14 protein-coding genes and 1 tRNA gene are annotated in these 20,606 nt (G+C 63.8%); 8 read left to right on the forward strand and 7 right to left on the reverse strand.

Features of this window, described 5'->3' with window-relative positions; all coding sequences use genetic code 11:
• Positions 1-14: 14 nt before the first annotated feature.
• Positions 15-1,016: a KpsF/GutQ family sugar-phosphate isomerase gene (locus FJ949_RS13865; RefSeq protein ID WP_140496281.1), complete on the reverse strand. Its 1,002-nt coding sequence runs from the start codon at positions 1,014-1,016 to the stop codon at positions 15-17.
• A 227-nt stretch (positions 1,017-1,243) separates the two neighbouring features.
• Between FJ949_RS13865 and FJ949_RS13870 the strand changes: the two genes are divergently transcribed.
• Complete coding sequence (locus tag FJ949_RS13870; RefSeq protein WP_181172117.1) at positions 1,244-3,034, forward strand: outer membrane beta-barrel protein; 1,791 nt, start codon at positions 1,244-1,246, stop codon at positions 3,032-3,034.
• A 56-nt stretch (positions 3,035-3,090) separates the two neighbouring features.
• On the opposite strand, the gene galU is transcribed toward FJ949_RS13870, so the two are convergent.
• Positions 3,091-4,005: a UTP--glucose-1-phosphate uridylyltransferase GalU gene (gene galU, locus FJ949_RS13875; protein WP_181168598.1), complete on the reverse strand. Its 915-nt coding sequence runs from the start codon at positions 4,003-4,005 to the stop codon at positions 3,091-3,093.
• A 201-nt stretch (positions 4,006-4,206) separates the two neighbouring features.
• Between galU and FJ949_RS13880 the strand changes: the two genes are divergently transcribed.
• The gene (locus tag FJ949_RS13880; protein WP_140496283.1) at positions 4,207-5,430 is read left to right on the forward strand and encodes a lytic murein transglycosylase; all 1,224 of its coding nucleotides are present in this window, start codon (positions 4,207-4,209) and stop codon (positions 5,428-5,430) included.
• 27 nt (positions 5,431-5,457) lie between these two features.
• Entirely contained in the window at positions 5,458-6,687 is a 1,230-nt protein-coding gene (locus tag FJ949_RS13885) for a DUF459 domain-containing protein (RefSeq protein WP_140496284.1), read from the forward strand.
• Between the two features lie 157 nt (positions 6,688-6,844).
• On the opposite strand, the gene FJ949_RS13890 is transcribed toward FJ949_RS13885, so the two are convergent.
• Together FJ949_RS13890 and gltB are read right to left on the reverse strand one after the other, a co-directional pair.
• Positions 6,845-8,299, reverse strand: a complete 1,455-nt coding sequence (locus tag FJ949_RS13890) for a glutamate synthase subunit beta (RefSeq protein ID WP_140496285.1) — start codon at positions 8,297-8,299, stop codon at positions 6,845-6,847.
• Positions 8,300-8,441: 142 nt separating this feature from the next.
• Complete coding sequence (gene gltB, locus FJ949_RS13895; RefSeq protein WP_140496286.1) at positions 8,442-13,166, reverse strand: glutamate synthase large subunit; 4,725 nt, start codon at positions 13,164-13,166, stop codon at positions 8,442-8,444.
• Between the two features lie 473 nt (positions 13,167-13,639).
• On the opposite strand from gltB, the gene FJ949_RS13900 reads away from it, so the two are divergent.
• A complete protein-coding gene (locus tag FJ949_RS13900; protein ID WP_140496287.1) occupies positions 13,640-14,692 on the forward strand; it encodes a low specificity L-threonine aldolase in 1,053 nt (350 codons plus the stop codon).
• A 73-nt stretch (positions 14,693-14,765) separates the two neighbouring features.
• Here FJ949_RS13900 and FJ949_RS13905 read toward each other — a convergent pair whose 3' ends face one another.
• Complete coding sequence (locus FJ949_RS13905) at positions 14,766-15,233, reverse strand: Hsp20 family protein (RefSeq protein WP_140496288.1); 468 nt, start codon at positions 15,231-15,233, stop codon at positions 14,766-14,768.
• Between the two features lie 470 nt (positions 15,234-15,703).
• On the opposite strand from FJ949_RS13905, the gene FJ949_RS13910 reads away from it, so the two are divergent.
• Together FJ949_RS13910 and FJ949_RS13915 are read left to right on the forward strand one after the other, a co-directional pair.
• A complete protein-coding gene (locus FJ949_RS13910; RefSeq protein WP_140496289.1) occupies positions 15,704-16,684 on the forward strand; it encodes an alpha/beta hydrolase in 981 nt (326 codons plus the stop codon).
• Between the two features lie 293 nt (positions 16,685-16,977).
• A complete protein-coding gene (locus FJ949_RS13915; protein WP_140496290.1) occupies positions 16,978-17,421 on the forward strand; it encodes a hypothetical protein in 444 nt (147 codons plus the stop codon).
• 24 nt (positions 17,422-17,445) lie between these two features.
• Here the strand turns inward: FJ949_RS13915 and hisN are convergent, their stop codons facing one another.
• Together hisN and FJ949_RS13925 are read right to left on the reverse strand one after the other, a co-directional pair.
• A complete protein-coding gene (gene hisN, locus FJ949_RS13920; RefSeq protein ID WP_140496291.1) occupies positions 17,446-18,219 on the reverse strand; it encodes a histidinol-phosphatase in 774 nt (257 codons plus the stop codon).
• Between the two features lie 383 nt (positions 18,220-18,602).
• Entirely contained in the window at positions 18,603-19,544 is a 942-nt protein-coding gene (locus tag FJ949_RS13925; protein ID WP_140496292.1) for an N-formylglutamate amidohydrolase, read from the reverse strand.
• A gap of 164 nt (positions 19,545-19,708) precedes the next feature.
• On the opposite strand from FJ949_RS13925, the gene FJ949_RS13930 reads away from it, so the two are divergent.
• Together FJ949_RS13930 and FJ949_RS13935 are read left to right on the forward strand one after the other, a co-directional pair.
• Entirely contained in the window at positions 19,709-20,071 is a 363-nt protein-coding gene (locus FJ949_RS13930) for a response regulator (protein ID WP_006199474.1), read from the forward strand.
• Between the two features lie 116 nt (positions 20,072-20,187).
• Positions 20,188-20,262: transfer RNA gene (locus FJ949_RS13935), tRNA-Val, on the forward strand.
• The last annotated feature ends 344 nt before the right edge of the window (positions 20,263-20,606 follow it).

Consider the following 20,606-nt stretch of genomic DNA (forward strand, 5'->3'; position numbering starts at 1 on the left):
AACGGTGAACTGCCCTACGCAGCGCCGATGCGCAAAAGATCGTGCAGGTGGACGAGCCCGACGGGCTTGTTGCCCTCCACCACCATCAGGCTGGTGATGGCTGAATTGTTGATCGTCTGCAGTGCGGTCGCCACCAGCGTGTCCGGCGCGGCGGTCTTGGGAGATCTCGTCATCACCTGATCGACGGTCATCGCCGTCAGGTTGCTGCCTATGTGACGCCTGATGTCGCCATCGGTGACGATGCCGATCAGCGCGCCGTCGGCGGCGGTGACCGCCACGCAGCCGAAGCCCTTGCGCGACAACTCCAGGATCGCGTCCTGCATGCCGGTGCCCGAAACGACCAGCGGCAATCTCTCGCCGACATGCATGATCTCGCGGATCTGCATCAGGTTGGCGCCGAGCTGGCCGCCGGGATGGAAGGTGCGGAAATGATCGGGCGTGAAACCCCGCGCCTCGAGCAGGGCGATCGCCAGTGCGTCGCCCATCACCAGTTGCAGCAGTGCCGATGTCGTCGGCGCCAGGCCATGCGGGCAGGCTTCCGGCGCACGCGGCAGCAAAAGCACGACATCGGCGGCGCGCGCCAGCGCCGATGTCTCACCGGACGTGATTGCAATGAGCGGGATGGAGAAGCGCCTGGAATAGGCGACGATGCCCATCATCTCCTTGCTTTCGCCCGACCATGACATGGCGATGATGGCATCGTCCCTGGCGATCATGCCGAGATCGCCGTGATTGGCTTCAGCGGGGTGGACGAAAAAGGCCGGCGTTCCGGTCGAGGCCAGGGTCGCGGCGATCTTCGAGCCGATATGGCCGCTTTTGCCGACGCCGGTGACGATGACCCGGCCTTCGATCCTCGAGATCATGTCGACCGCTTCGGCAAAGGGCTTCGCCAGCCCGTTTTCGAGCGCCTCGGCCAGCGCTGCCACTCCCGCCTGTTCGGTCGCCACCGTTCTTAGCGCCGAAGCGATCGAGGCCTGTCTGTCCAACGGCTTCTTGTCGAGGGATCGCGCATCCATGGCCGATGCGATTAGCGCTTTGTGCCGCGCCTGTCCAACGGAAATGCCTCCCGCGACCGTCTGGGACAGCGGTCCGAATGAACGAAGCGCAAGGTCACGAATGTCGAGGCCTGGAACAATGAGCGCCTGGAAAAGCAATCGCCCTCCGCCTCAACCCTCCGTTAACCATCCCCATTTACGGTTCGGTAAGTATGGCGCGCGCTCGCGCCGCGCAAGCAGTGGTGGCGATGTCCGGGGCCCAGTCAGAAAAGACGAGAAGGCGAAAGAGCAAGGCTGCCTGCGCCTTGCTGCTGGCGACCAGCATCTTCGGCCTGCTGCGACCGACGCTGTCCTTCGCCCAGGAAACGGAGCTGCGCGGCGAGGTCTCGGAATCGGCGATCCTGTCCGACCAGCAGCGCAAGGCGAGACTGGCCGCCATAGCCGGTCAGGGTCAACAGCAGCCGGCCCCCCCCGGTCAGGACGACACGCGGTCGCGCACCTATCTGCCCGCCAGCGCCGGCGCTGCTCCTGACGATAGCGGTGCCGCCTCGCCCACTGGCAGCATCTTCGACCCGCCGGCGGCCGGTGACGACGTGACCGCCGACAATCCGCCTCCGCCCAAACCACGCCGGCCATCGGCCACCGGGCAGGCCAATGCGGACAAGGCCGCCGACAGGGCGAAGACAAAGAAAAAGAACACCACCGCGACGACCGACGCGACCACGACCGCCAGCACGGCCGACGATGCCGACGCCACCGTCACCGGCACCGGCACCGGCACCGGCACCGACCAGGAGACCGCCAACCGCCGCGCCGTCACGATCGACAGCGTCGACCGGCAGCAGCTCGATCCGGGCGCCGAACGCACCGCTTCCATCGAAGGGCAGAAGAAGAAAATCGAGGACGATCCGTTCACCGCTCCAGGCATCAAATGGGGCTCGTTCGTCATAAGGCCGACGCTGGAGCAGGGCCTGACCGCCACCTCGAACGGCGATTCCAGCAGTGCCGGCAAAGCGGCGCTGCTGTCCGAGACGGCACTGCGCTTTTCCGCCGCCTCCGACTGGCGCGAGAACTCCGCGACCATTGATGGTTATGGCCTCTTCCGCGAGACCGTCTCGGGCTACCCGGTTCACAATGAGCAAGGCCGCATCGAAGGCCAGCTCAATGTCGACCTCGACAACGAGCAACGCGCCGTCGCCAAGCTCGGTTACGAGGCCGTGCCGGAATCGGCCTCGTCGCCCGACGCCATTGCAGGCGTCAGCAAGCAACCGCTGCGCCAGACCATCGACGGCAGCCTCGGCATCGAAAAGGACGTCGGCAAGGCGCAATACACTTTGACCGGCGCGGTCTCGCACGACTTCTATGGCGACGCCAAGCTTTCTGACGACACCTCGCTGTCGCAGAAGGATCGTAACTCCACGCTTTATACGGCGACCTTGCGCACCGGCTACGAAATCTCCCCTGCCCTTACGCCTTTCACCGAAATCGAACTCGGGCGCAGGGCCTATGATCAACGCTTCGACAATGAAGGCTTCGAGCGTTCATCAACGCGGCTTGGTGCCCGCGCCGGCCTCGAGCTCGACATGGGCGAGAAGCTCGCCGGCGAGTTCTCGGCCGGCTGGCTGCGGGAAGCGATCGACGACGACCGCCTGGGGGCGATCGCGGGTGCCACCGTGGACGCCGACCTGAAATGGTCGCCCGAACGCGGCACCACGATCGGCCTGACCGGGCGGACCACGGTCGAGCCCACGACCACCGCAGGTGAAAGCGGCGACATCCTCTATTCCGGCCGCCTCACGGCCGAACGCCAGATCCGCGCCAACCTGACCGGCAATGCCGCGCTGGGCCTGGACTGGCGCGATTATATCGGCATAGACGGCCATGACAGGGTGCTGAGCGCCGAAGCCGGGCTGACATGGTGGCTGAACCGCTATGCCGGCCTCACCACCCGCGCCAGGACCGAGAAGCTCACCAGCAACCTGCCTGGCCGCGACTACACCGCCAACAGCATCTATCTCGGCTTGAAGGTGCAGCGGTAAGCGCGGGCCGCTAAGCTGCGTGCCGCATCCGAGACATCGGCCAGACAGCGCCTCCCTTAAAGCGCCGCCACAACGTGCTCCGAAGGCGCCATCTCGTCGAGAAGCCTGCGGATAACGCCGGCCATGCTCTGGTTCATGTCGTTGCGCCAGAGCGCGAAGGCCACATTGGCCTCGACGAACCCTTCCGGCGATCCGCAATCGAAGGTGCGGCCCTGAAAGTGGTAGCCGTAGAAGGGCTGCTGCTTCTCCAGCTTCAGCATTGCGTCCGTGAGCTGGATCTCGTTTCCGGCGCCCTTCTCCTGGCCTTCGAGGATTTTGAAAATCTCGGGCTGCAATATGTAGCGGCCATTGATGTAGAGATTGGAGGGCGCGGTGCCGGTCTTCGGCTTTTCCACCATCTCGGTGATGCGGAAGCCATGATGGGTGGCTTCGCCCCGGCCGACGATGCCGTATTTATGGGTCTCGGCGGGATCGCATTCCTGAACCGCGATGATGTTGTTGCCGGTCTCGGCATAGAGGTCGACCATGTCCCTCATGCAGCTCTTTTCCGACTGCATGATCATGTCGGGCAACAAGAGCGCGAACGGCTCGTCGCCGACCAGTTCGCGCGCGCACCAGACGGCATGGCCAAGTCCGAGCGGCACCTGCTGGCGAGTGAAGCTGGTCTGTCCCGGCCCGGGCTGCAGCCGCTGCAACCTGGCGAGCTGGTCGTCCTTGCCACGCTGGGCGAGCGTGTCATAGAGCTCGAACTGGATATCGAAATGATCCTCGATGACCGCCTTGTTGCGCCCGGTGACGAAGATGAAATGCTCGATGCCTGCCTCGCGCGCCTCGTCCACCACGTATTGGATGACGGGCCGGTCGACGACGGTAAGCATTTCCTTGGGGACGGCCTTGGTGGCCGGGAGAAACCGCGTGCCGAGACCTGCGACCGGGAAAACTGCCTTGCGAACTCTCTTCATGCCTTCAATTATCCGTTTGCAGGCCGGCTCCGCAATCCCGCCCCGCGACATTTTCACGCCGGAATTGAGGATTATCGGGCGGATGAAGGGAAACTTGCACCGGTAGAAGCATCGAGGCGCCTTTTCGTTCCAGGGGCGGCCTATGGTAAACCAATTCCTAACCTGGTTCGGCGATGAATGGTCTTTCCCAAGACGGAGAAGGAGGAAAAGATGTCCGTTCGCAATGCCGCAAAGCGTTTCACCAGCGTCATGACGGCCGCCAGCCTCTCGCTCGCCATGCTGATGCCTGCCGGGCCGGCCTTCGCCGATGCCGGCTTCCGGCAATGGGTCGCCGGCTTCCGCGCCACCGCGGTGCAGGGGGGCGTTTCCGGCGCCGTCTATGACCGCGCCTTCAGGGGCATCGACGAACCCGATCCGGTGGTGCTGGAAAAAGCCCGAACCCAGCCGGAATTCACCGCACCCGCCTGGGATTATTTCGACAACCGCGTCCACGACCAGTCGGTCGCGGTCGGCCAGCAGATGGCCAGGAAATGGAAGCCGTGGCTGGACAGGATCGAGGCGAGGTTCGGCGTTGACCGCAACGTCCTGCTGGCCATCTGGTCGATGGAATCCAACTATGGCGAGATCCTCAAGCGCGACGACATCATGCGCAATGTCGTCCGCTCGCTGGCGACCCTGGCCTATGGCGATCAGAAGCGGTCGAAATATGCCCGCACGCAACTGGTCGCCGCACTGAAGATCCTCCAGACCGGCGACATCGACGAGAGCCACCTCATGGGCTCCTGGGCGGGCGCCATGGGCCAGACCCAGTTCATCCCGACCAGCTACCAGCACTATGCGGTGGACATGGACGGCAACGGCAAGCGCGACATCTGGAATTCCATTCCCGATGCCTTGGCGACATCAGCCAATCTGCTCAAGAAGAATGGCTGGCAGGCCGGCAAGACCTGGGGCTACGAGGTGGCCTTGCCGGCCGGCAAGCTGCCTGCAGGCTCCAGGACGCTGGCGCAATGGCAGGCGCTCGGCGTGGTCAGGGCGAGCGGCAAGCCGTTCAGGAACCTCAGCGACAAGGCGACGTTGAAAGTACCGGATGGCCGCGGCGGTCCCGCCTTCCTGATGATCAGGAATTTCTCGGTCATCAAGGCTTACAACAATGCCGACAAATACGCGCTTGCCGTTGGCCTTCTTGCCGACGAGATCGCCGGTTCCACCGGCCTCGTACAGGACTGGAAACGGCCTTTCACCAAGCTGACGTTCGAGGAAAGGCAGGAATTGCAGAAGCGGCTTTCCCAGCACGGCCTTTATGATGGCAAATTCGACGGCAAGATCGGCGACGGGTCGAAGTCGGCCATCATGGCCTATCAGGCAAAGGTCGGCTTGACCCAGGACGGCTATCCGAGCATGGAAGTGCTCAAATGGCTCAGGCAAAAATAGGGCCTGTCATGAACTGAGGAGGAGCGATTGGCTTGGGCTGCGCGCATCGGGACGTTCATTCCCCGCATGCTGGTGCTGTTCCTGGCCGTCGCCGTGCTCGCCGTCGCCATGGCAGGCGCCTTCCATGCGCCCGCCATGGCGCAGGAGCAGCAAAGCCGCGGCTGGTCATTGCGTGACCTTCTGTTCCCGCGCCGCAGCGAGCGGATCGAGCCGCCGCTGGACATCCAGAAACCAAGGCCCAGGCCCAAGGCAAAAAAGCCGCGCGCGCCGCGTCCGCCCGCGGAACCGGAAATCCCGATCGCCGAAAAGGCGCCGGACGCCCGGGTCGTCCTGGTGGTCGGCGATTTCATGGCGGCCGGGCTCGCCGAAGGTCTAGACACCGCCTTTGCCGAGAATACCGGCGTCAGGATCGTCGTTCGCTCCAATGGCTCGTCGGGCTTCGTGCGCGATGATTTCTACAATTGGCCGGAACAGATCAAATCATTGATAGAGACCGAAAAGCCCGCCGCCGTGGTCGTGATGCTGGGTTCCAACGACCGCCAGCCGATGAAGGTGGGGGATGTGCGCGAGCAGCCCCTTTCCGAGACCTGGACCAAGGAATACGAGCGCCGCACCGAAGCGTTCGGCAAGGCCATCGCCACGGCCAAGGTGCCTTTCCTGTGGGTCGGCATGCCGGCGTTCAGGGTTTCGAAGATGACATCCGACATGCTCGCCTTCAACGACATCTACCGTCAGGCGGCCGAAAGCCATGGCGGCGAATTTGTCGATATCTGGGATGGATTCGTCGATGAGAACGGCGCCTTCGTCACTAGTGGCCCCGACATCAACGGCCAGCCCGTGCGGCTGCGCTCCGATGACGGCATCAACATGTCGAAGGCCGGCAAGCGCAAGCTCGCCTTCTATACCGAAAAGCCGCTGATGAAGGTCCTGGGCCTGGCCGCGCCGGGAAGCGTCGCCCCGACCGCTGCTCCTGCCGGCGCGCCGGTCGAGGCGCCGGCGCCGGCCGCCGCTCCCATCGTCATTGACCGCACCGCGCCGATGCTGCTCAGCGATCCGGCGCTCGACGGCGGCACGGAACTGCTCGGCGCCGGACCGCCCGCGAAGGCCAACCCGGGCCTGCCCGGCGAAAAACTGGTGGTCGAGGGCAAGGCGCCGGTGGCTTCGCCCGGCCGCGCCGACGATTTCGCCTGGCCGCCGAAGACAAATCCGGCAGCCGCGGCCGCCAGGGCTGGCACGACGACGGCCATCACTCCTTAGCAACGCGGAGGGGCCCGAAACCGTTTTCGGAACTCGCTGCTGCGAGTCATATGATGGCGTTTTCGAGAACCGGAGCGGAGCGTACTTTGGGGTACGTGAGCACCGGAAGCGCAGAAACGCCTTCAGATGGCCGCAGGAGTAGAGTTTCCAAACGGTCTCAGCGGGGCAGGACGCTCGAACCCATCAATGCCTCGTCGATCGAACGCGCCGCCTGGCGACCCTCGCGGATGGCCCAGACCACCAGCGACTGGCCGCGGCGCACGTCACCCGCGGCATAGAGCCTGTCGACGCTGGTCCGGTAGTCGCGGTCATTGGCCTCGACATTGCGGGAGCGTCGGCTGTCGGTGACGATCTTCATATCCCCTTCGAGCTCCGACACCACGCCGGCCATGGCCGGCCCGGCAAAGCCGATGGCGATGAAGGCGAGATCGGCGCGGATGACGAACTCGGTGCCGACGATCGGTCGGCGCTTATCGTCGACCTCGCAGCATTTGACACCGGTCAGCTGGCCTTCCTCGCCGATGAATTCGAGTGTCGCCACCTGGAATTCGCGCTCGGCGCCCTCGGCCTGCGAGGAGGAGGTGCGCATCTTGGTCGCCCAGTAGGGCCAGACGGCGAGCTTGTCTTCCTTCTCCGGCGGCTGCGGACGGATGTCGAGCTGCGTGACGCGCACGGCGCCTTGGCGGAAGGCGGTGCCGACGCAGTCGGAAGCGGTATCGCCGCCGCCGACGACGACGACATGCTGGCCGCTGGCGATGATCGGGTGCGACGGCCACGCCACCGACTGGATCGGCTCGCCGCCGACACGCCGGTTCTGCTGCACCAGGTAAGGCATCGCGTCATAGACGCCGCCGAGATCGTCACCGGGGATGTTGGCCGCACGCGGGGTCTCGGATCCGCCGCAATAGAGCACCGCGTCATGCTCGGCGAGCAGTTCGGCCACGGGCTTGTCGATGCCGACATTGACGCCGCAATGGAAGGTCACGCCTTCGCCCTGCATCTGCTCGATGCGGCGATCGATATAGTGCTTCTCGATCTTGAAGTCGGGAATGCCATAGCGCATCAGCCCGCCTGGCCGGCTTTCGCGTTCGTAGACATGGACATCATGGCCGGCGCGGCCGAGCTGCTGGGCGGCGGCCATGCCGGCCGGGCCGGAGCCGATGACGGCGACGCGCTTGCCCGTCTTCCTCTCCGGCGGATAGGGCCTGATATGGCCGGTCTCGTAGGCCTTGTCGGCGATCGCCTGCTCGACCGTCTTGATGGCCACCGGAATGTCCTCGAGGTTCAGCGTGCAGGCTTCCTCGCAAGGCGCGGGGCAGATGCGGCCGGTGAATTCGGGGAAATTGTTGGTCGAATGCAGGTTGCGGATCGCATTGTCCCAGTCCCTGTTATAGACGAGGTCGTTCCAGTCCGGGATCTGGTTGTGGATCGGGCAGCCGGTCGGCCCGTGACAGAACGGGATGCCGCAGTCCATGCAGCGCGCGGCCTGTTTCTCGACCTCCTTGTCCGACATCGGCAGCGTAAACTCGCGGAAATGCCGGATGCGGTCGGAGGCCGGCTGGTACTTGTGCACCTGCCGGTCGATCTCGAGAAAGCCTGTTACCTTGCCCATAGTCCAGTTCCTGCTGTCCAGATGGTGCGGTTTTCGCCGCACCCGTTAACCTCTTCAGGCAGCCGTGGCAACCTTCCGCGAGAGGTCAAATTATCAGTGACATGGAGCCGGGAAGCCTGGGCTTCCCGGCCTTTGCGAAGATCTATTCGGCCGCCACGCTCATGCGCATGCGTTCCATCTCGATCAGCGCGCGGCGGTATTCGACCGGCATGATCTTGCGGAATTTCGGCCGGAACCCCGCCCAATTGTCGAGGATCTCGCGGCCGCGCACCGAACCCGTATAGTGCACGTGGTTCGAGATCAGCTGATAGAGCCGCTCCTCGTCATGGCTGGTCATGTCACCCGAGACGTCGACGCGGCCCTTGTGGTCGAGGTCGCCGCCATGGTGCAGCAGCTTTTCCATCAGGTCGTCTTCTTCCGGCACCGGCTCCAGCTCGACCATGGCCATGTTGCAGCGCTCGGCGAAATCGCCCGCCTCGTCCAGCACATAGGCAACGCCGCCCGACATGCCGGCGGCGAAGTTGCGGCCGGTCTTGCCGATGACGACGACGATGCCGCCGGTCATGTATTCGCAGCCATGGTCGCCGACGCCCTCGACGACGGTGACGACGCCCGAGTTGCGCACCGCGAAGCGCTCGCCGGCGACACCGGCGAAATAGGCCTCGCCATCGGTAGCGCCATAGAGCACCGTGTTCCCGACGATGATGGACTCGGCCGCGACGATCTTGGCTTCATCCGGCGGCCGGATGACGATGCGGCCGCCCGACAGGCCCTTGCCGACATAGTCGTTGCCGGCGCCGACCAGCTCGAAGGAGATGCCGCGCGCCAGGAAGGCGCCGAAGGACTGGCCGGCGGTGCCGGTCAGCTTCACCTGGATCGTATCCTCGCGCAGGCCCTTGTGCCTGAAGCGCTTGGCCACCTCGCCCGACAGCATGGCGCCCGCCGAACGATCGACATTGCGGATGTCGACCTCGATCTTGACCGGCTGCTTGGCCTCCAGTGCCGGCTTGGCCAGCTCGATCAGCTTGCGGTCGAGCACGTCGTCGATCGGGTGCTTCTGCCGCTCGGTCCAGTGCACCGCCTCATGTGGCGCATCGGGCTTGTAGAACATCTTCGAGAAGTCGAGCCCGCGCGCCTTCCAATGCTGGATCACGTCGCGCTTTTCCAGGAGATCGGCGTCGCCGATGATCTGGTCGATATGGGTGAAGCCCATTTCGGCAAGCAGTCCGCGCACCTCTTCAGCGACATAGAAGAAGAAGTTGATGACGTGCTCGGGCGTGCCCTTGAAGCGCTTGCGCAGCACCGGATCCTGCGTCGCCACGCCGACCGGGCAGGTGTTGAGATGGCATTTGCGCATCATGATGCAGCCGGCCGCGATCAACGGCGCGGTCGAGAAGCCGAACTCGTCGGCGCCGAGCAGCGCGCCGATGATGACGTCGCGGCCCGTGCGCAATCCGCCATCGACCTGCAGCGCCACGCGCGACCTGAGACCGTTGAGCACCAGCGTCTGGTGCGTCTCGGCAAGGCCCATCTCCCACGGGCTGCCGGCATGCTTGAGCGACGTCAGCGGCGAGGCACCCGTGCCGCCATCGTAGCCCGAGATGGTGATGTGGTCGGCGCGCGCCTTGGCGACGCCCGCCGCGACCGTGCCGACCCCGACCTCCGACACCAGCTTGACCGAAATGTCGGCCGCCGGGTTGACGTTCTTCAGATCGTAGATCAGCTGCGCCAGATCCTCGATCGAATAGATGTCGTGATGCGGCGGCGGCGAGATCAGGCCGACGCCGGGCGTCGAGTGCCGGACCTTGGCGATGGTGGCGTCGACCTTGTGGCCGGGCAACTGGCCGCCCTCGCCGGGCTTGGCGCCTTGCGCCACCTTGATCTGCATGACGTCGGAGTTGACGAGATATTCGGCCGTCACGCCGAACCGTCCGGAAGCGATCTGCTTGATCGCCGAACGTTCGGGGTTCTTGCCGCCGCCGGGCAGCGGCAGATAGCGGTCTGCCTCTTCGCCGCCCTCGCCAGTGTTCGACTTGCCGCCGATGGCGTTCATGGCGCGCGCCAGCGTCGTATGCGCTTCCCTGGAGATCGAGCCGAACGACATCGCGCCGGTCGAGAAACGCTTGACGATCTCGGCCGCCGGCATGACGTCGTCGAGACGGACCTTCTTGCGGCCGGTATCTTCCGCCAGCTTGATCTTGAACAGGCCACGAATGGTCTGCGCGCGCGCCGTCTCGCTGTCGATCTGCGCGGAATACTCCTTGAAGGTCTCCCAAGACCCCTGACGCACGGCATGCTGCAAGGTGGCGACCGCGTCGGGCGACCACATATGCGCCTCGCCGCGCATGCGGAACAGGTATTCGCCGCCGACATCCAGGCTGTTGCGCAGCACCGGATCGTTGCCGAAACCATCCGTATGACGCCTGAACGTCTCCTCGGCGATCTCGTCCAGCCCGACGCCTTCGATCAGCGTGGCGGTGCCGGTGAAATACTTCTCCACGAAATCGGTCTTCAGCCCGATCGCGTCGAAGATCTGCGCGCCGCAATAGGACTGGTAGGTCGAGATGCCCATCTTCGACATCACCTTGAGGATGCCCTTGCCGATGGACTTGATGTAGCGCGACACGACTTCGTAGGCGTCGACCTCTTCAGGCAGTTCGCCGCGCTTGTGCATGTCGAGCAGCGTGTCGAAGGCGAGATAGGGATTGATCGCTTCGGCGCCGTAACCGGCGAGGCAGCAGAAATGATGCACTTCGCGCGGCTCGCCGGATTCCACGACGAGCCCGACCGAAGTACGCAGCCCCTTGCGGATCAGATGATGATGCACCGCGGCCGTGGCCAGAAGCGCGGGAATGGCGATGCGGTCCGGCCCGAGCTGGCGGTCGGACAGGATGATGATGTTGTAGCCGCCGGCGACCGCCGCTTCCGCCCGCTCGCAGAGGCGATCGATGGCGCCCTGCATGCCGGCCGCGCCCTCGATCGAGGCATAGGTGATGTCGATCGTCTTGGTGTCGAACCGATCCTCGGTGTGGCCGATGGAGCGGATCTTTTCGAGATCGCCATTGGTCAGGATCGGCTGGCGCACTTCCAGCCGCTTGCGGCGCGAACTGCCGACCAGGTCGAAAATGTTGGGCCGCGGGCCGATGAAGGACACCAGGCTCATCACCAGTTCCTCGCGGATCGGATCGATCGGCGGATTGGTGACCTGGGCGAAGTTCTGCTTGAAATAGGTGTAGAGCAGCTTCGATCTGTCCGACATTGCCGAGATCGGCGTGTCGGTGCCCATCGAACCGACGGCTTCCTGGCCTGTGGTGGCCATCGGCGACATCAAGAGCTTGGTGTCTTCCTGGGTGTAGCCGAACGCCTGCTGGCGGTCGAGCAGGCTGACATCCTTGCGCAGCGCGCGCGGCTCGACCGGCTTCAGGTCCTCCAGGATGAGCTGCGTATTGGCGAGCCAGGTCTTGTAGGGATGCCTGGTGGCGATCTCCGACTTGATCTCCTCGTCGGAAACGATGCGGCCCTTGGCAAGATCGATCAAGAGCATGCGGCCGGGCTGCAGCCGCCACTTCTGGACGATCTTTTCCTCCGGCACAGGCAGCGCGCCGGCCTCCGACGCCATGATGACCCGGTCGTCGTCGGTGACGATGTAGCGCGCTGGCCGCAAGCCGTTGCGGTCGAGCGTGGCGCCGATCTGGCGCCCGTCGGTGAAGGCGACCGCGGCGGGCCCGTCCCACGGCTCCATCAGCGCCGCGTGGTATTCGTAGAAGGCCTTGCGGTCGGCGTCCATGAGCTTGTTGCCGGCCCAGGCTTCCGGGATCAGCATCATCATGGCGTGGCTGAGGCTGTATCCGCCCTGGAACAGGAACTCGAGCGCATTGTCGAAACATGCGGTGTCGGACTGGCCCTCATAGGAGATCGGCCAGAGCTTGGAGATGTTGTTGCCGAACAGCTCCGAATCCACCGACGCCTGGCGCGCCGCCATCCAGTTGTTGTTGCCGCGCACGGTGTTGATCTCGCCATTGTGCGCGACCATGCGATAGGGATGCGCCAGCTTCCACGAGGGGAAGGTGTTGGTGGAGAAGCGCTGGTGGACCAGGATCAGCGCCGTTTCGAAGCGCGGATCGGACAGGTCCTTGTAATAGGCTCCGACCTGATAGGCCAGGAACATGCCCTTGTAGACGATGGTGCGCGCCGACAGCGACACGCAGTAGGCGCCGATGTCCTTGTTGTCGTTCTCGGCGTAGATGCGGCCCGATATGACCTTGCGCAGCAGATAGAGCCTGGCCTCGTACTCCTCGTCGTCGGGAATGTCGGCCGTGCGTCCGATGAAGACCTGCCGGTGGAACGGCTCGGATGCCACGATATCCGGGGCCTTGGAGAGCGACGAATTGTCGACCGGCACGTCACGGAAGCCGAGCAGCGGCAGCCCCTCGGACTGCGCCGATTCGGCAATGATGTCCTCGACATGGGCGCGCAGCGCGGCATCCTGCGGCATGAACCAATGGCCGACGCCATACTGCCCCGCCGGCGGCAGCTCGACGCCCTGCGCGGCCATCTCCTCGCGGAAGAAGCCGTCGGGAATCTGCACCAGCACGCCCGCGCCGTCGCCCATCAGCGGATCGGCGCCGACGGCGCCGCGATGCGTCAGGTTTTCGAGCATGGAAAGCCCGTCCTCGACGATCGTGTGCGACTTCGCGCCCTTCATGTTGACGATGAAGCCGACACCGCAGGCATCGTGCTCGTTGCGCGGATCGTAAAGGCCCTGGGCGGTCAAACCGGTGCGGCGGGTATTGGCCAGGGTTTTGACGGCTGCCGCTTTCGTCTGCGCGGCCTTGCCGTTCGTCGCAGCGTGCGTCAATTCCGTCATCGTCCTGTCCTCCATTCCGCGTCCTTGCGGGCGCTGGTTTGCCTCGGGAAGCGCATTGCTTCCCCTTCATCCTTACGGCACGTCTTGCGAAATCCTTGTCGAACCATGCGGCTCGCCGCGCGGTTCGCATCCGGTATCGTACAGGCCAGAGCACGGCCGTCCACCTGTCGCTCGCGGCAAAAGCCGGAGAGGCTTAGAATACGCCAATCCAGCCTGTTTTGCGCGACAAAATAAGACAGCACTACTGTCCTAAATTTTTATGGCAGAAAAGCCGGGCGCATACAAGACCGATTCACAAAAAACTTCGGCGTTCCGCGACACAAAGTTTCGTGAAATACCCGCTAAACGCAAGCTTCCGTCCCTGCCGGTTTTCGGCAGTTCGCTGGCTTTACCCGTTTTCTGGCGTCTGGCCCTTGCGAGCCAGCCATGAAACCGGTCAAGGTTGCAGCGATTTTCCCAGCACAGGCAGATGCATGTTCTTCGCTTCCGACAATTGGGCAGGCGCCCACCCCAACATCGCCTCCGGCCTCTCGGCCCACGCCGGCGGCTTTTCCACTGCCTATGGCGATGGCGCGCTCGACCAGGCCGTCTGCCAGCGCTTCAGCGAAATCTTCGAACGCGAGGTTGCGGTGTTCTTCGTGGCCACCGGCACCGCCGCCAATTCGCTGGCGCTGACCGCCTACAACAAGCCCGGCGGCATTTCCTTCGCTCATCGCGAATCCCATGTCATCGAAGATGAGTGCGGCGCACCGGAATATTTCTCCGGCGGCTCGCGGCTGCATGCCGTCGATGGCGCGCTGGGCCGGATCGATCCGCACAATCTGGAAACGGCGATCGGCCGTTTCGCCGGCGAGGTGGTCCATTGGGGCCGGCCGATGGCGGTCTCGATCACCCAGTCGACGGAGGTCGGCACGGTCTACGGCCTGCATGACATCGCCGCGATCTCGGCCATCGCGCGGCAACATTCCGTGCCATTGCATATGGACGGCGCCCGCTTTGCCAATGCACTGGTCGCGCTCGACACGACGCCCGCCGAAATGACCTGGAAAAGTGGCGTCGACATACTGTCTTTCGGCGGCACCAAGAACGGCTGCTGGTGCGCCGAGGCGATCGTGCTGTTCGATCTCGAGCGTGCCCGGGAATTGGCCTTCCTGCGCAAGCGCGCCGCCCAGCTGTTTTCCAAATCGCGCTTTATCGCGGCACAGTTCGAGGCTTATTTCCGCGACGGCCTGTGGCTCGACACCGCCAGGCACGCCAATGCCATGGCTGCCCGCCTTGCCGCGGCGATCGAGGATTCCGAGACGGCGAAACTGGCTTGGCTGCCGCAAGCGAACGAGGTTTTCGCGGTGATGAAAAAGGCTGAAGCCGACAGGCTGCAGGCGGCGGGTGCTGTTTTCTACGACTGGCACAAGCCGCATGGCTTCGAAGGCCATATCGGCGAGGACGAATTGCTCTATCGCTTCGTCACCAGTTTTGCGACGACGTCAGAGGAAGTCGACCGCTTTGGCCAGTTGATCGCCGGGTAATTGCTGTTCCCGGCAAATAAAAAAGAAGCGGCGCCTTTCGGCGCCGCTTCCGTCTCGGGAGGAGACTTAGGGATTACGCAGCGGTCTTGGCCTCGATCTGCTTGGCCTTGGCCGGAGCCGAAGTGATCGCGATCTTGCGCGGCTTCAGTTCCTCGGGGATGTTGCGCTTCAGGTCGACAAAGAGCAGGCCGTTCTTCAGCGTGGCGCCCACGACCTCGACGTGGTCGGCAAGCTGGAAGCGGCGCTCGAAGGCCCTGGAGGCAATGCCGCGATAGAGCAGTTCGGAACCCTCGCCGGTGCCCTCATCCTTGCGCTCGCCTTTCACGGTCAGCACATTGCGGTGGGCCTCGATCGAGATCTCCTCGTCCGAGAAGCCGGCGACAGCCATCGAGATGCGGTAGGCATCCTCACCGGTGCGCTCGATGTTGTAGGGCGGATAGGTCTGCGCGCCATCGGGCTGCGCAAGGGAATCAAGCATGGTGAAGAGACGGTCGAAGCCGACGGTCGAGCGATAGAGCGGGGAAAAATCAACGTGACGCATGGTGTGTTCTCCTGTTGAGCAACAAGGCTTGCGTTTGGCCGGTGCGAAACCCGTGAGCGGCGTTCCGGTTTGACCAGCGGCCCCGACATTGGCGGCCGCAACCCACATTTGGGGAGCGGGCAAAGCCATTTCAAGATTTTGCCTCCCGGCAAAAATCGAGGATGAACGGCAGATGAACCGGCGCTTTTGCGCGCGTTCAGACAGCCGCCGCTAGACTGCTCTCGACATCAAGGACAAGCGGCGCCGGATTTGCATGGACCGGGCGCCGCGACGAGGCCGAACCGGGTGCAACGTCCCTTCCTCCCGGATCGACAGGGGCCGGAAGCGCGCTCATAGCGGCTTCCGGCCTTCCCTGTTGCCGATCCGACGCCTCCCGGAATTCCTTTGCTTTTGGCCCATGGACGGCTATCAACCTTGGCGAGGCCGGCCACGACAGGCAGGCATGCGAGACGCCGAGCACGAAGCGCCGAATGACGGATCTCCTTTTTCACGAAATTCCCCTTTTTCATGAAACTGAGGGCAACCCGCGACCGGAAAACGCCACCGGCGGCTTTTTTACGGCACGCGACGGCAAGAAGATACGCTATGGCCTGTTCGCCGCGGTCGCCCGCCCGATGAAGGGCACCGTGGTGCTGCTGTCCGGCCGCAACGAGTGCATCGAGAAATATTTCGAAACCATTCGCGATCTTGCGGCGCGCGGTTTTGGCGTCGCCACGCTTGACTGGCGCGGCCAAGGCGGCTCCGACCGGCTGATCCGCGATCGCCAGCGCGGCTATATCAGGTCCTTCCGCGACCACACGGCCGACCTTGAACAGTTCTTCGAGGAGATCGTGCTGCCGGACTGCCGCGGGCCGTACTACATTCTTGCCCATTCGGCCGGCGCCGTGATCACGCTGCTTGCTTCGCCCTCCATGGTCAACCGCGTGCGGCGCATGGTGCTGATCGCGCCGTTCTTCACCTTGCCCGACCTGCCGGTCTCGATCCGGACGGTCCGCCGCGTCTGTTCGCTGTTTTGTGCCCTGGGCCTTGGCCGGCTTTACGCCGCCTGGGGGCCGCGGCCGAAGGTTACCGCTCCCTTCGACACCAACAAGGTAACGACGGATCCGGAACGCTACCGCCGCAACACCAAGATCTACGAGGATCACCCGCAACTGGCGCTTGGCGGCCCGACGATCCGCTGGCTGAGAGCGGCTGCCGAAGCCGCGGAAGCGGTAAGCGATCCCGAATTCATGGCCCGCATCCGGGTCCCCCTGCTGGTCATCGCCGCCGGTGCCGATCAGGTCGTCTCGACCAAGGCCGTGGAAGCCTATGCCAGGCGTCTGCGCCTCGGCTCGCTGCTCATGATCGACGGCGCGCGTCACGAGATCCTGCAGGAGGCCGACATCTACCGCGAGCAATTCCTCGCCGCCTTCGACGCTTTCATTCCCGGCAGCGACGACCCGACGGCCTGATGGCGCGTATTGCCGAGACCGGAGCCGGTCCGGCGCCGGCTCATGCCTGGTTGGCGAAATTCCATAATCCGGTTGGCCCCCCAGGTCGCTCGCTATCCGCTGACAACGCCCGTTCCCAGCGCCCGCGTCTTGCGCGATCAATGTCGGACGATGATCGCGCCGACGCCTCGGCAATTCTAACGGCTACGCCTGCCTCCTGCTCAACCGGAGGCAACTTGACGCCAGTTCCCGTTCGGGGCCCGAGCGCTAGTTACCGTCCGCAGAGGTCAGTCGACGGATCGGGAGGAGCGGCCATGAACGCATCGGACACGCTGCCACGCCAGGGGCATCGCCTGCTGCAGCTCGGCATCGCCCTCCTGCTGTTTTCGTCAGTCGAAGGGTTCGCCATCCCATCCCTCGCCGCACCGCGGCTCGGATTGTCGGTTCACACGCTCGGTGCCTTGCAAGGCGTCCTGCTGCTGGTTTTGGGTCTCGTCTGGTCCAGGCTCAATCTCGGCGTCGCGATGTCGCGGATTGCGTTCTGGTTCCTGATCTATTCAGCCTTGGCCGTCCTGGCAGCCTATGTGATGGCCAGCCTCTGGGGAGCCGGCAACGAGACGATGCCGCTGGCGGCAGGAGCCGCGCATGGAAGCGCCTTTCAGGAGTACGCGATCAAAGCCATCGCCTATTCGTCCGCGCCGACCGGCCTCATCGCTTTCGCGCTCATTCTATGGGGCCTGCGTCTCTCGGACGCCTAAAGCGCATCGCGGCGAAACGGATGCTCAGCCGCGCAGGGCCGCCATCGCCGCCGCATGGAGTTCGGGCGTCGCCGCCGCCAATATGTCGCCGCCATTCTCGGCCGGCCCGCCGTCGAAGGTAGTGACCACGCCGCCCGCCTTCTCGATGATGGGGATCAGCGCCACGATGTCATAGGGCTTCAGTCCGGGATCAGCGACGATGTCGACGCTTCCCGCGGCGACCATGGCGAAGGCATAGCAATCGGTGCCATAGCGGGCGAGTTGTACCTGCTTCTCGAACTGGTCATAGCGCAGGCGTGCCTCGCCCTGGAACAGCGCCGGCGTCGTGGTGAACAGCGTTGCTTCAGCAAGGCTCGTCGTCTTGCGTGTGACCAGTTTGCGCGGCCCGCCCGGCCCCTCATAATGGGAGCCGGAGGCGTTGGCGTAGAAGAGCTCGCCGGTGAAGGGCTGCGACATCAATCCGGCAACGGCATCGCCCTCCACCGTCAATCCGACCAGCGTCCCCCACACCGGCAGGCCGGAGATGAAAGCGCGCGTGCCGTCGATCGGATCGATTACCCAGACATGCCTGCTGGAAATGTTCTCGCTTCCGTGTTCCTCGCCGAGAATGCCATGGTCCGGATATTGCGCCGATATCAGCGCCCGGATGGCGCGCTCGGCTTCGCGATCGGCTTCGGTGACCGGATCGAAGCTGCCCTTTTCCTTGTTGGCGACCGCACCCTGGCTGCGGAAGCGCGGCAAGGTTTCCGCCGCCGCCGCTTGCGCGATGCGGCGCATGAAATCGATGCTGATGTCCAACTGATTCTCCCGCATTGCAGCATGGCCGAGCCCACGTGTGCCGCCAGTTCCGCGCCAAGACAAGGGTGTTCCAGGATTTTTCACCGCGCCGACTGTTGCCAGAATAACACGCCGGCGCCACCGAAGCGCAATTTCCACATCACTCTGAATTAAAAAAGCCGGTAGGTCGCTTGACATTTGTGCAGCGCACCATACCCTTGATCTCGGACAGGGTTTCCTGTCCATGCCCTCCTTGGGCGTTTCCTCCCTAGACTTCGACCGTATCGTGCGAACGATGCGGTCTTTTTTTCGCCGCCAGTTCCAATCCCCGCCAATCCCGATCCATGTCGCCCAGAACTATGCGGCGGTTGTGGATGGCGCCATCTAATGAAACCGGGCTCTGTTCACTCCGCGGCCAGCGGCAGATCCATGAAATGGTGGTCGGGCATGGCCATCAGGTCGGCCGAAAATCGCGCCAGGTCGTCGGCCAGCGCATCGAAGCCCGCCGCTTTCTCGAATGTCCGCTCATTCATGTAGAGCCCGCGATTGACCTCGATCTGCAGCGCATGGAGATGGCGCGCCGGGCGACCGTAGTGTTCGGTGATGAAGCCGCCGGCATAGGGCTTGTTGTGGGCGACGGTATAGCCCATGGTGTTGAGCAGGCCGATTGCGGTCTCGGTCAATGCCGCGGTGGCCGAGATGCCGAAGCGGTCACCAATGATGAAATCGGGCCGCAGGCCGTTGTCGCCGACGCGGATGCTCGCCGGCATCGAGTGACAGTCGATCAGCACGGCAAAGCCGAAACGCGCGTGGGTTCGCGTCAACAGCCGTTTCAGCGTCTCATGATAGGGTTTGTAGACCGCCTCTATGCGGGCAACCGCTTCGGCCAGCGGCAGGCGGCCGGAGTAGATGTCGAGGCCTTCACCGACCAGCTTCGGAACGGTGCCGAGCCCGCCGGCCACGCGTGCGGAACGGATGTTGCAGAAGGATGGCACCGGCTCGGCGAACATGCGCGGATCGAGTTCCCACGGCTCGCGGTTGACGTCGAGATAGGCACGCGGGAAATTAGCCGCGAGCATCGGCGCGCCAAGCGCCACCGCGCCGCCGAACAGCTCGTCGACATAGCAGTCCTCGGACCGGCGAATGGCGTTGCGGTCCAGCCTTGCCATGGCGAGGAAGCGCTCCGGATAATGGCGCCCGCTGTGGGGTGAGTTGAAGAGGAAGGGGACGCGCTGCTCGGCGCCCGACCGGATTTCGAAGGGGGGAACGACCGAAAAATCCTCGGCTGCCGTCTTCAATTTGAACGAACCCGAAAACACCAATGCATCATGGGATGAAAATGCCACCTTGACGGCCGCATGTCCAGCATTTCGGCGCCGGCACCGCCTTTGCGAATGCGGATTATGCCGCGCCTCGTTCACTTGATGTTTACCCTCGCCTCCTCATATACAGGATGGTTAACGGCCCTGCCTTTCGGCAGAGTCCGGGCGGGTGATTCGGACGGGATATCATGGCACGCATTCTTCTGGCGGAAGACGACGACGATATGCGTCGCTTCCTCGTCAAGGCGCTGGAGCGCGCCGGTTACCAGGTCAGCGACTTCGACAACGGCGCCAGTGCCTATGAGCGGCTGCGCGAGGAACCGTTCTCGCTGCTTTTGACCGATATCGTCATGCCGGAGATGGACGGCATCGAGCTGGCCCGCCGCGCCACCGAGATCGATCCCGACCTCAAGGTCATGTTCATCACCGGTTTCGCCGCCGTTGCGCTGAACCCGGATTCCAAGGCGCCGAAAGACGCCAAGGTGCTGTCGAAGCCGTTCCATCTGCGCGACCTCGTCAACGAGGTCGAGAAGATGCTGCAGGCGGCCTGAGCCGTTTTTGCCCAAGGCATCGGCGACTATCGGCCGGTGCGGCAAAACGGAGCCTTCTTTCCCTTTTCCTGCTATTGACGCGCCGGATCAAAAATGGTGTATGCGCGGCTTCGGATGGGCGTGTAGCTCAGCGGGAGAGCACTGCATTGACATTGCAGGGGTCACAGGTTCAATCCCTGTCACGCCCACCATCCTTTCAAAGACTTAGCTTCTTGGGCCGATTGGCACAGAAACGGCACAAAACGCCCACTGAGCTCCTGAATGGTGCCCTTGAGTATTCCGATGCGGCCGATCCGTGACAGCTTGTGTGTTGCGCCCGATATCGCGCGGATCAAGAAAAAGCCGAACGGAACAACCAGCGCCGTGAGAGATTAGGCGGCACGCTTCCCTCCGCCCTCCGTCGGCTCAATAGCCCCGTCTGCGCTCGCGGGGCGGGGTTTCTGCGTTTTGGGCATCTACCTCCAATTGCCGACCGAATCGCTCTTTCGGGTGACTTTCTTAAAGGAGTGAACTGTTCAAATCTGGAGTCTCTCTA

The organism is Mesorhizobium sp. B2-4-1 (genome assembly GCF_006442185.1).
Lineage (GTDB): Bacteria > Pseudomonadota > Alphaproteobacteria > Rhizobiales > Rhizobiaceae > Mesorhizobium.

Coding starts and splice junctions, on each gene's coding strand:
- FJ949_RS13865 (WP_140496281.1), bottom strand. CDS start 1,016: ATGGATGCGCGATCCCTCGACAAGAAGCCGTTGGACAGACAGGCCTCG.
- FJ949_RS13870 (WP_181172117.1), top strand. CDS start 1,244: ATGTCCGGGGCCCAGTCAGAAAAGACGAGAAGGCGAAAGAGCAAGGCT.
- FJ949_RS13880 (WP_140496283.1), top strand. CDS start 4,207: ATGTCCGTTCGCAATGCCGCAAAGCGTTTCACCAGCGTCATGACGGCC.
- FJ949_RS13890 (WP_140496285.1), bottom strand. CDS start 8,299: ATGGGCAAGGTAACAGGCTTTCTCGAGATCGACCGGCAGGTGCACAAG.
- gltB (WP_140496286.1), bottom strand. CDS start 13,166: ATGACGGAATTGACGCACGCTGCGACGAACGGCAAGGCCGCGCAGACG.
- FJ949_RS13900 (WP_140496287.1), top strand. CDS start 13,640: ATGTTCTTCGCTTCCGACAATTGGGCAGGCGCCCACCCCAACATCGCC.
- FJ949_RS13905 (WP_140496288.1), bottom strand. CDS start 15,233: ATGCGTCACGTTGATTTTTCCCCGCTCTATCGCTCGACCGTCGGCTTC.
- FJ949_RS13910 (WP_140496289.1), top strand. CDS start 15,704: ATGACGGATCTCCTTTTTCACGAAATTCCCCTTTTTCATGAAACTGAG.
- FJ949_RS13915 (WP_140496290.1), top strand. CDS start 16,978: ATGAACGCATCGGACACGCTGCCACGCCAGGGGCATCGCCTGCTGCAG.
- FJ949_RS13930 (WP_006199474.1), top strand. CDS start 19,709: ATGGCACGCATTCTTCTGGCGGAAGACGACGACGATATGCGTCGCTTC.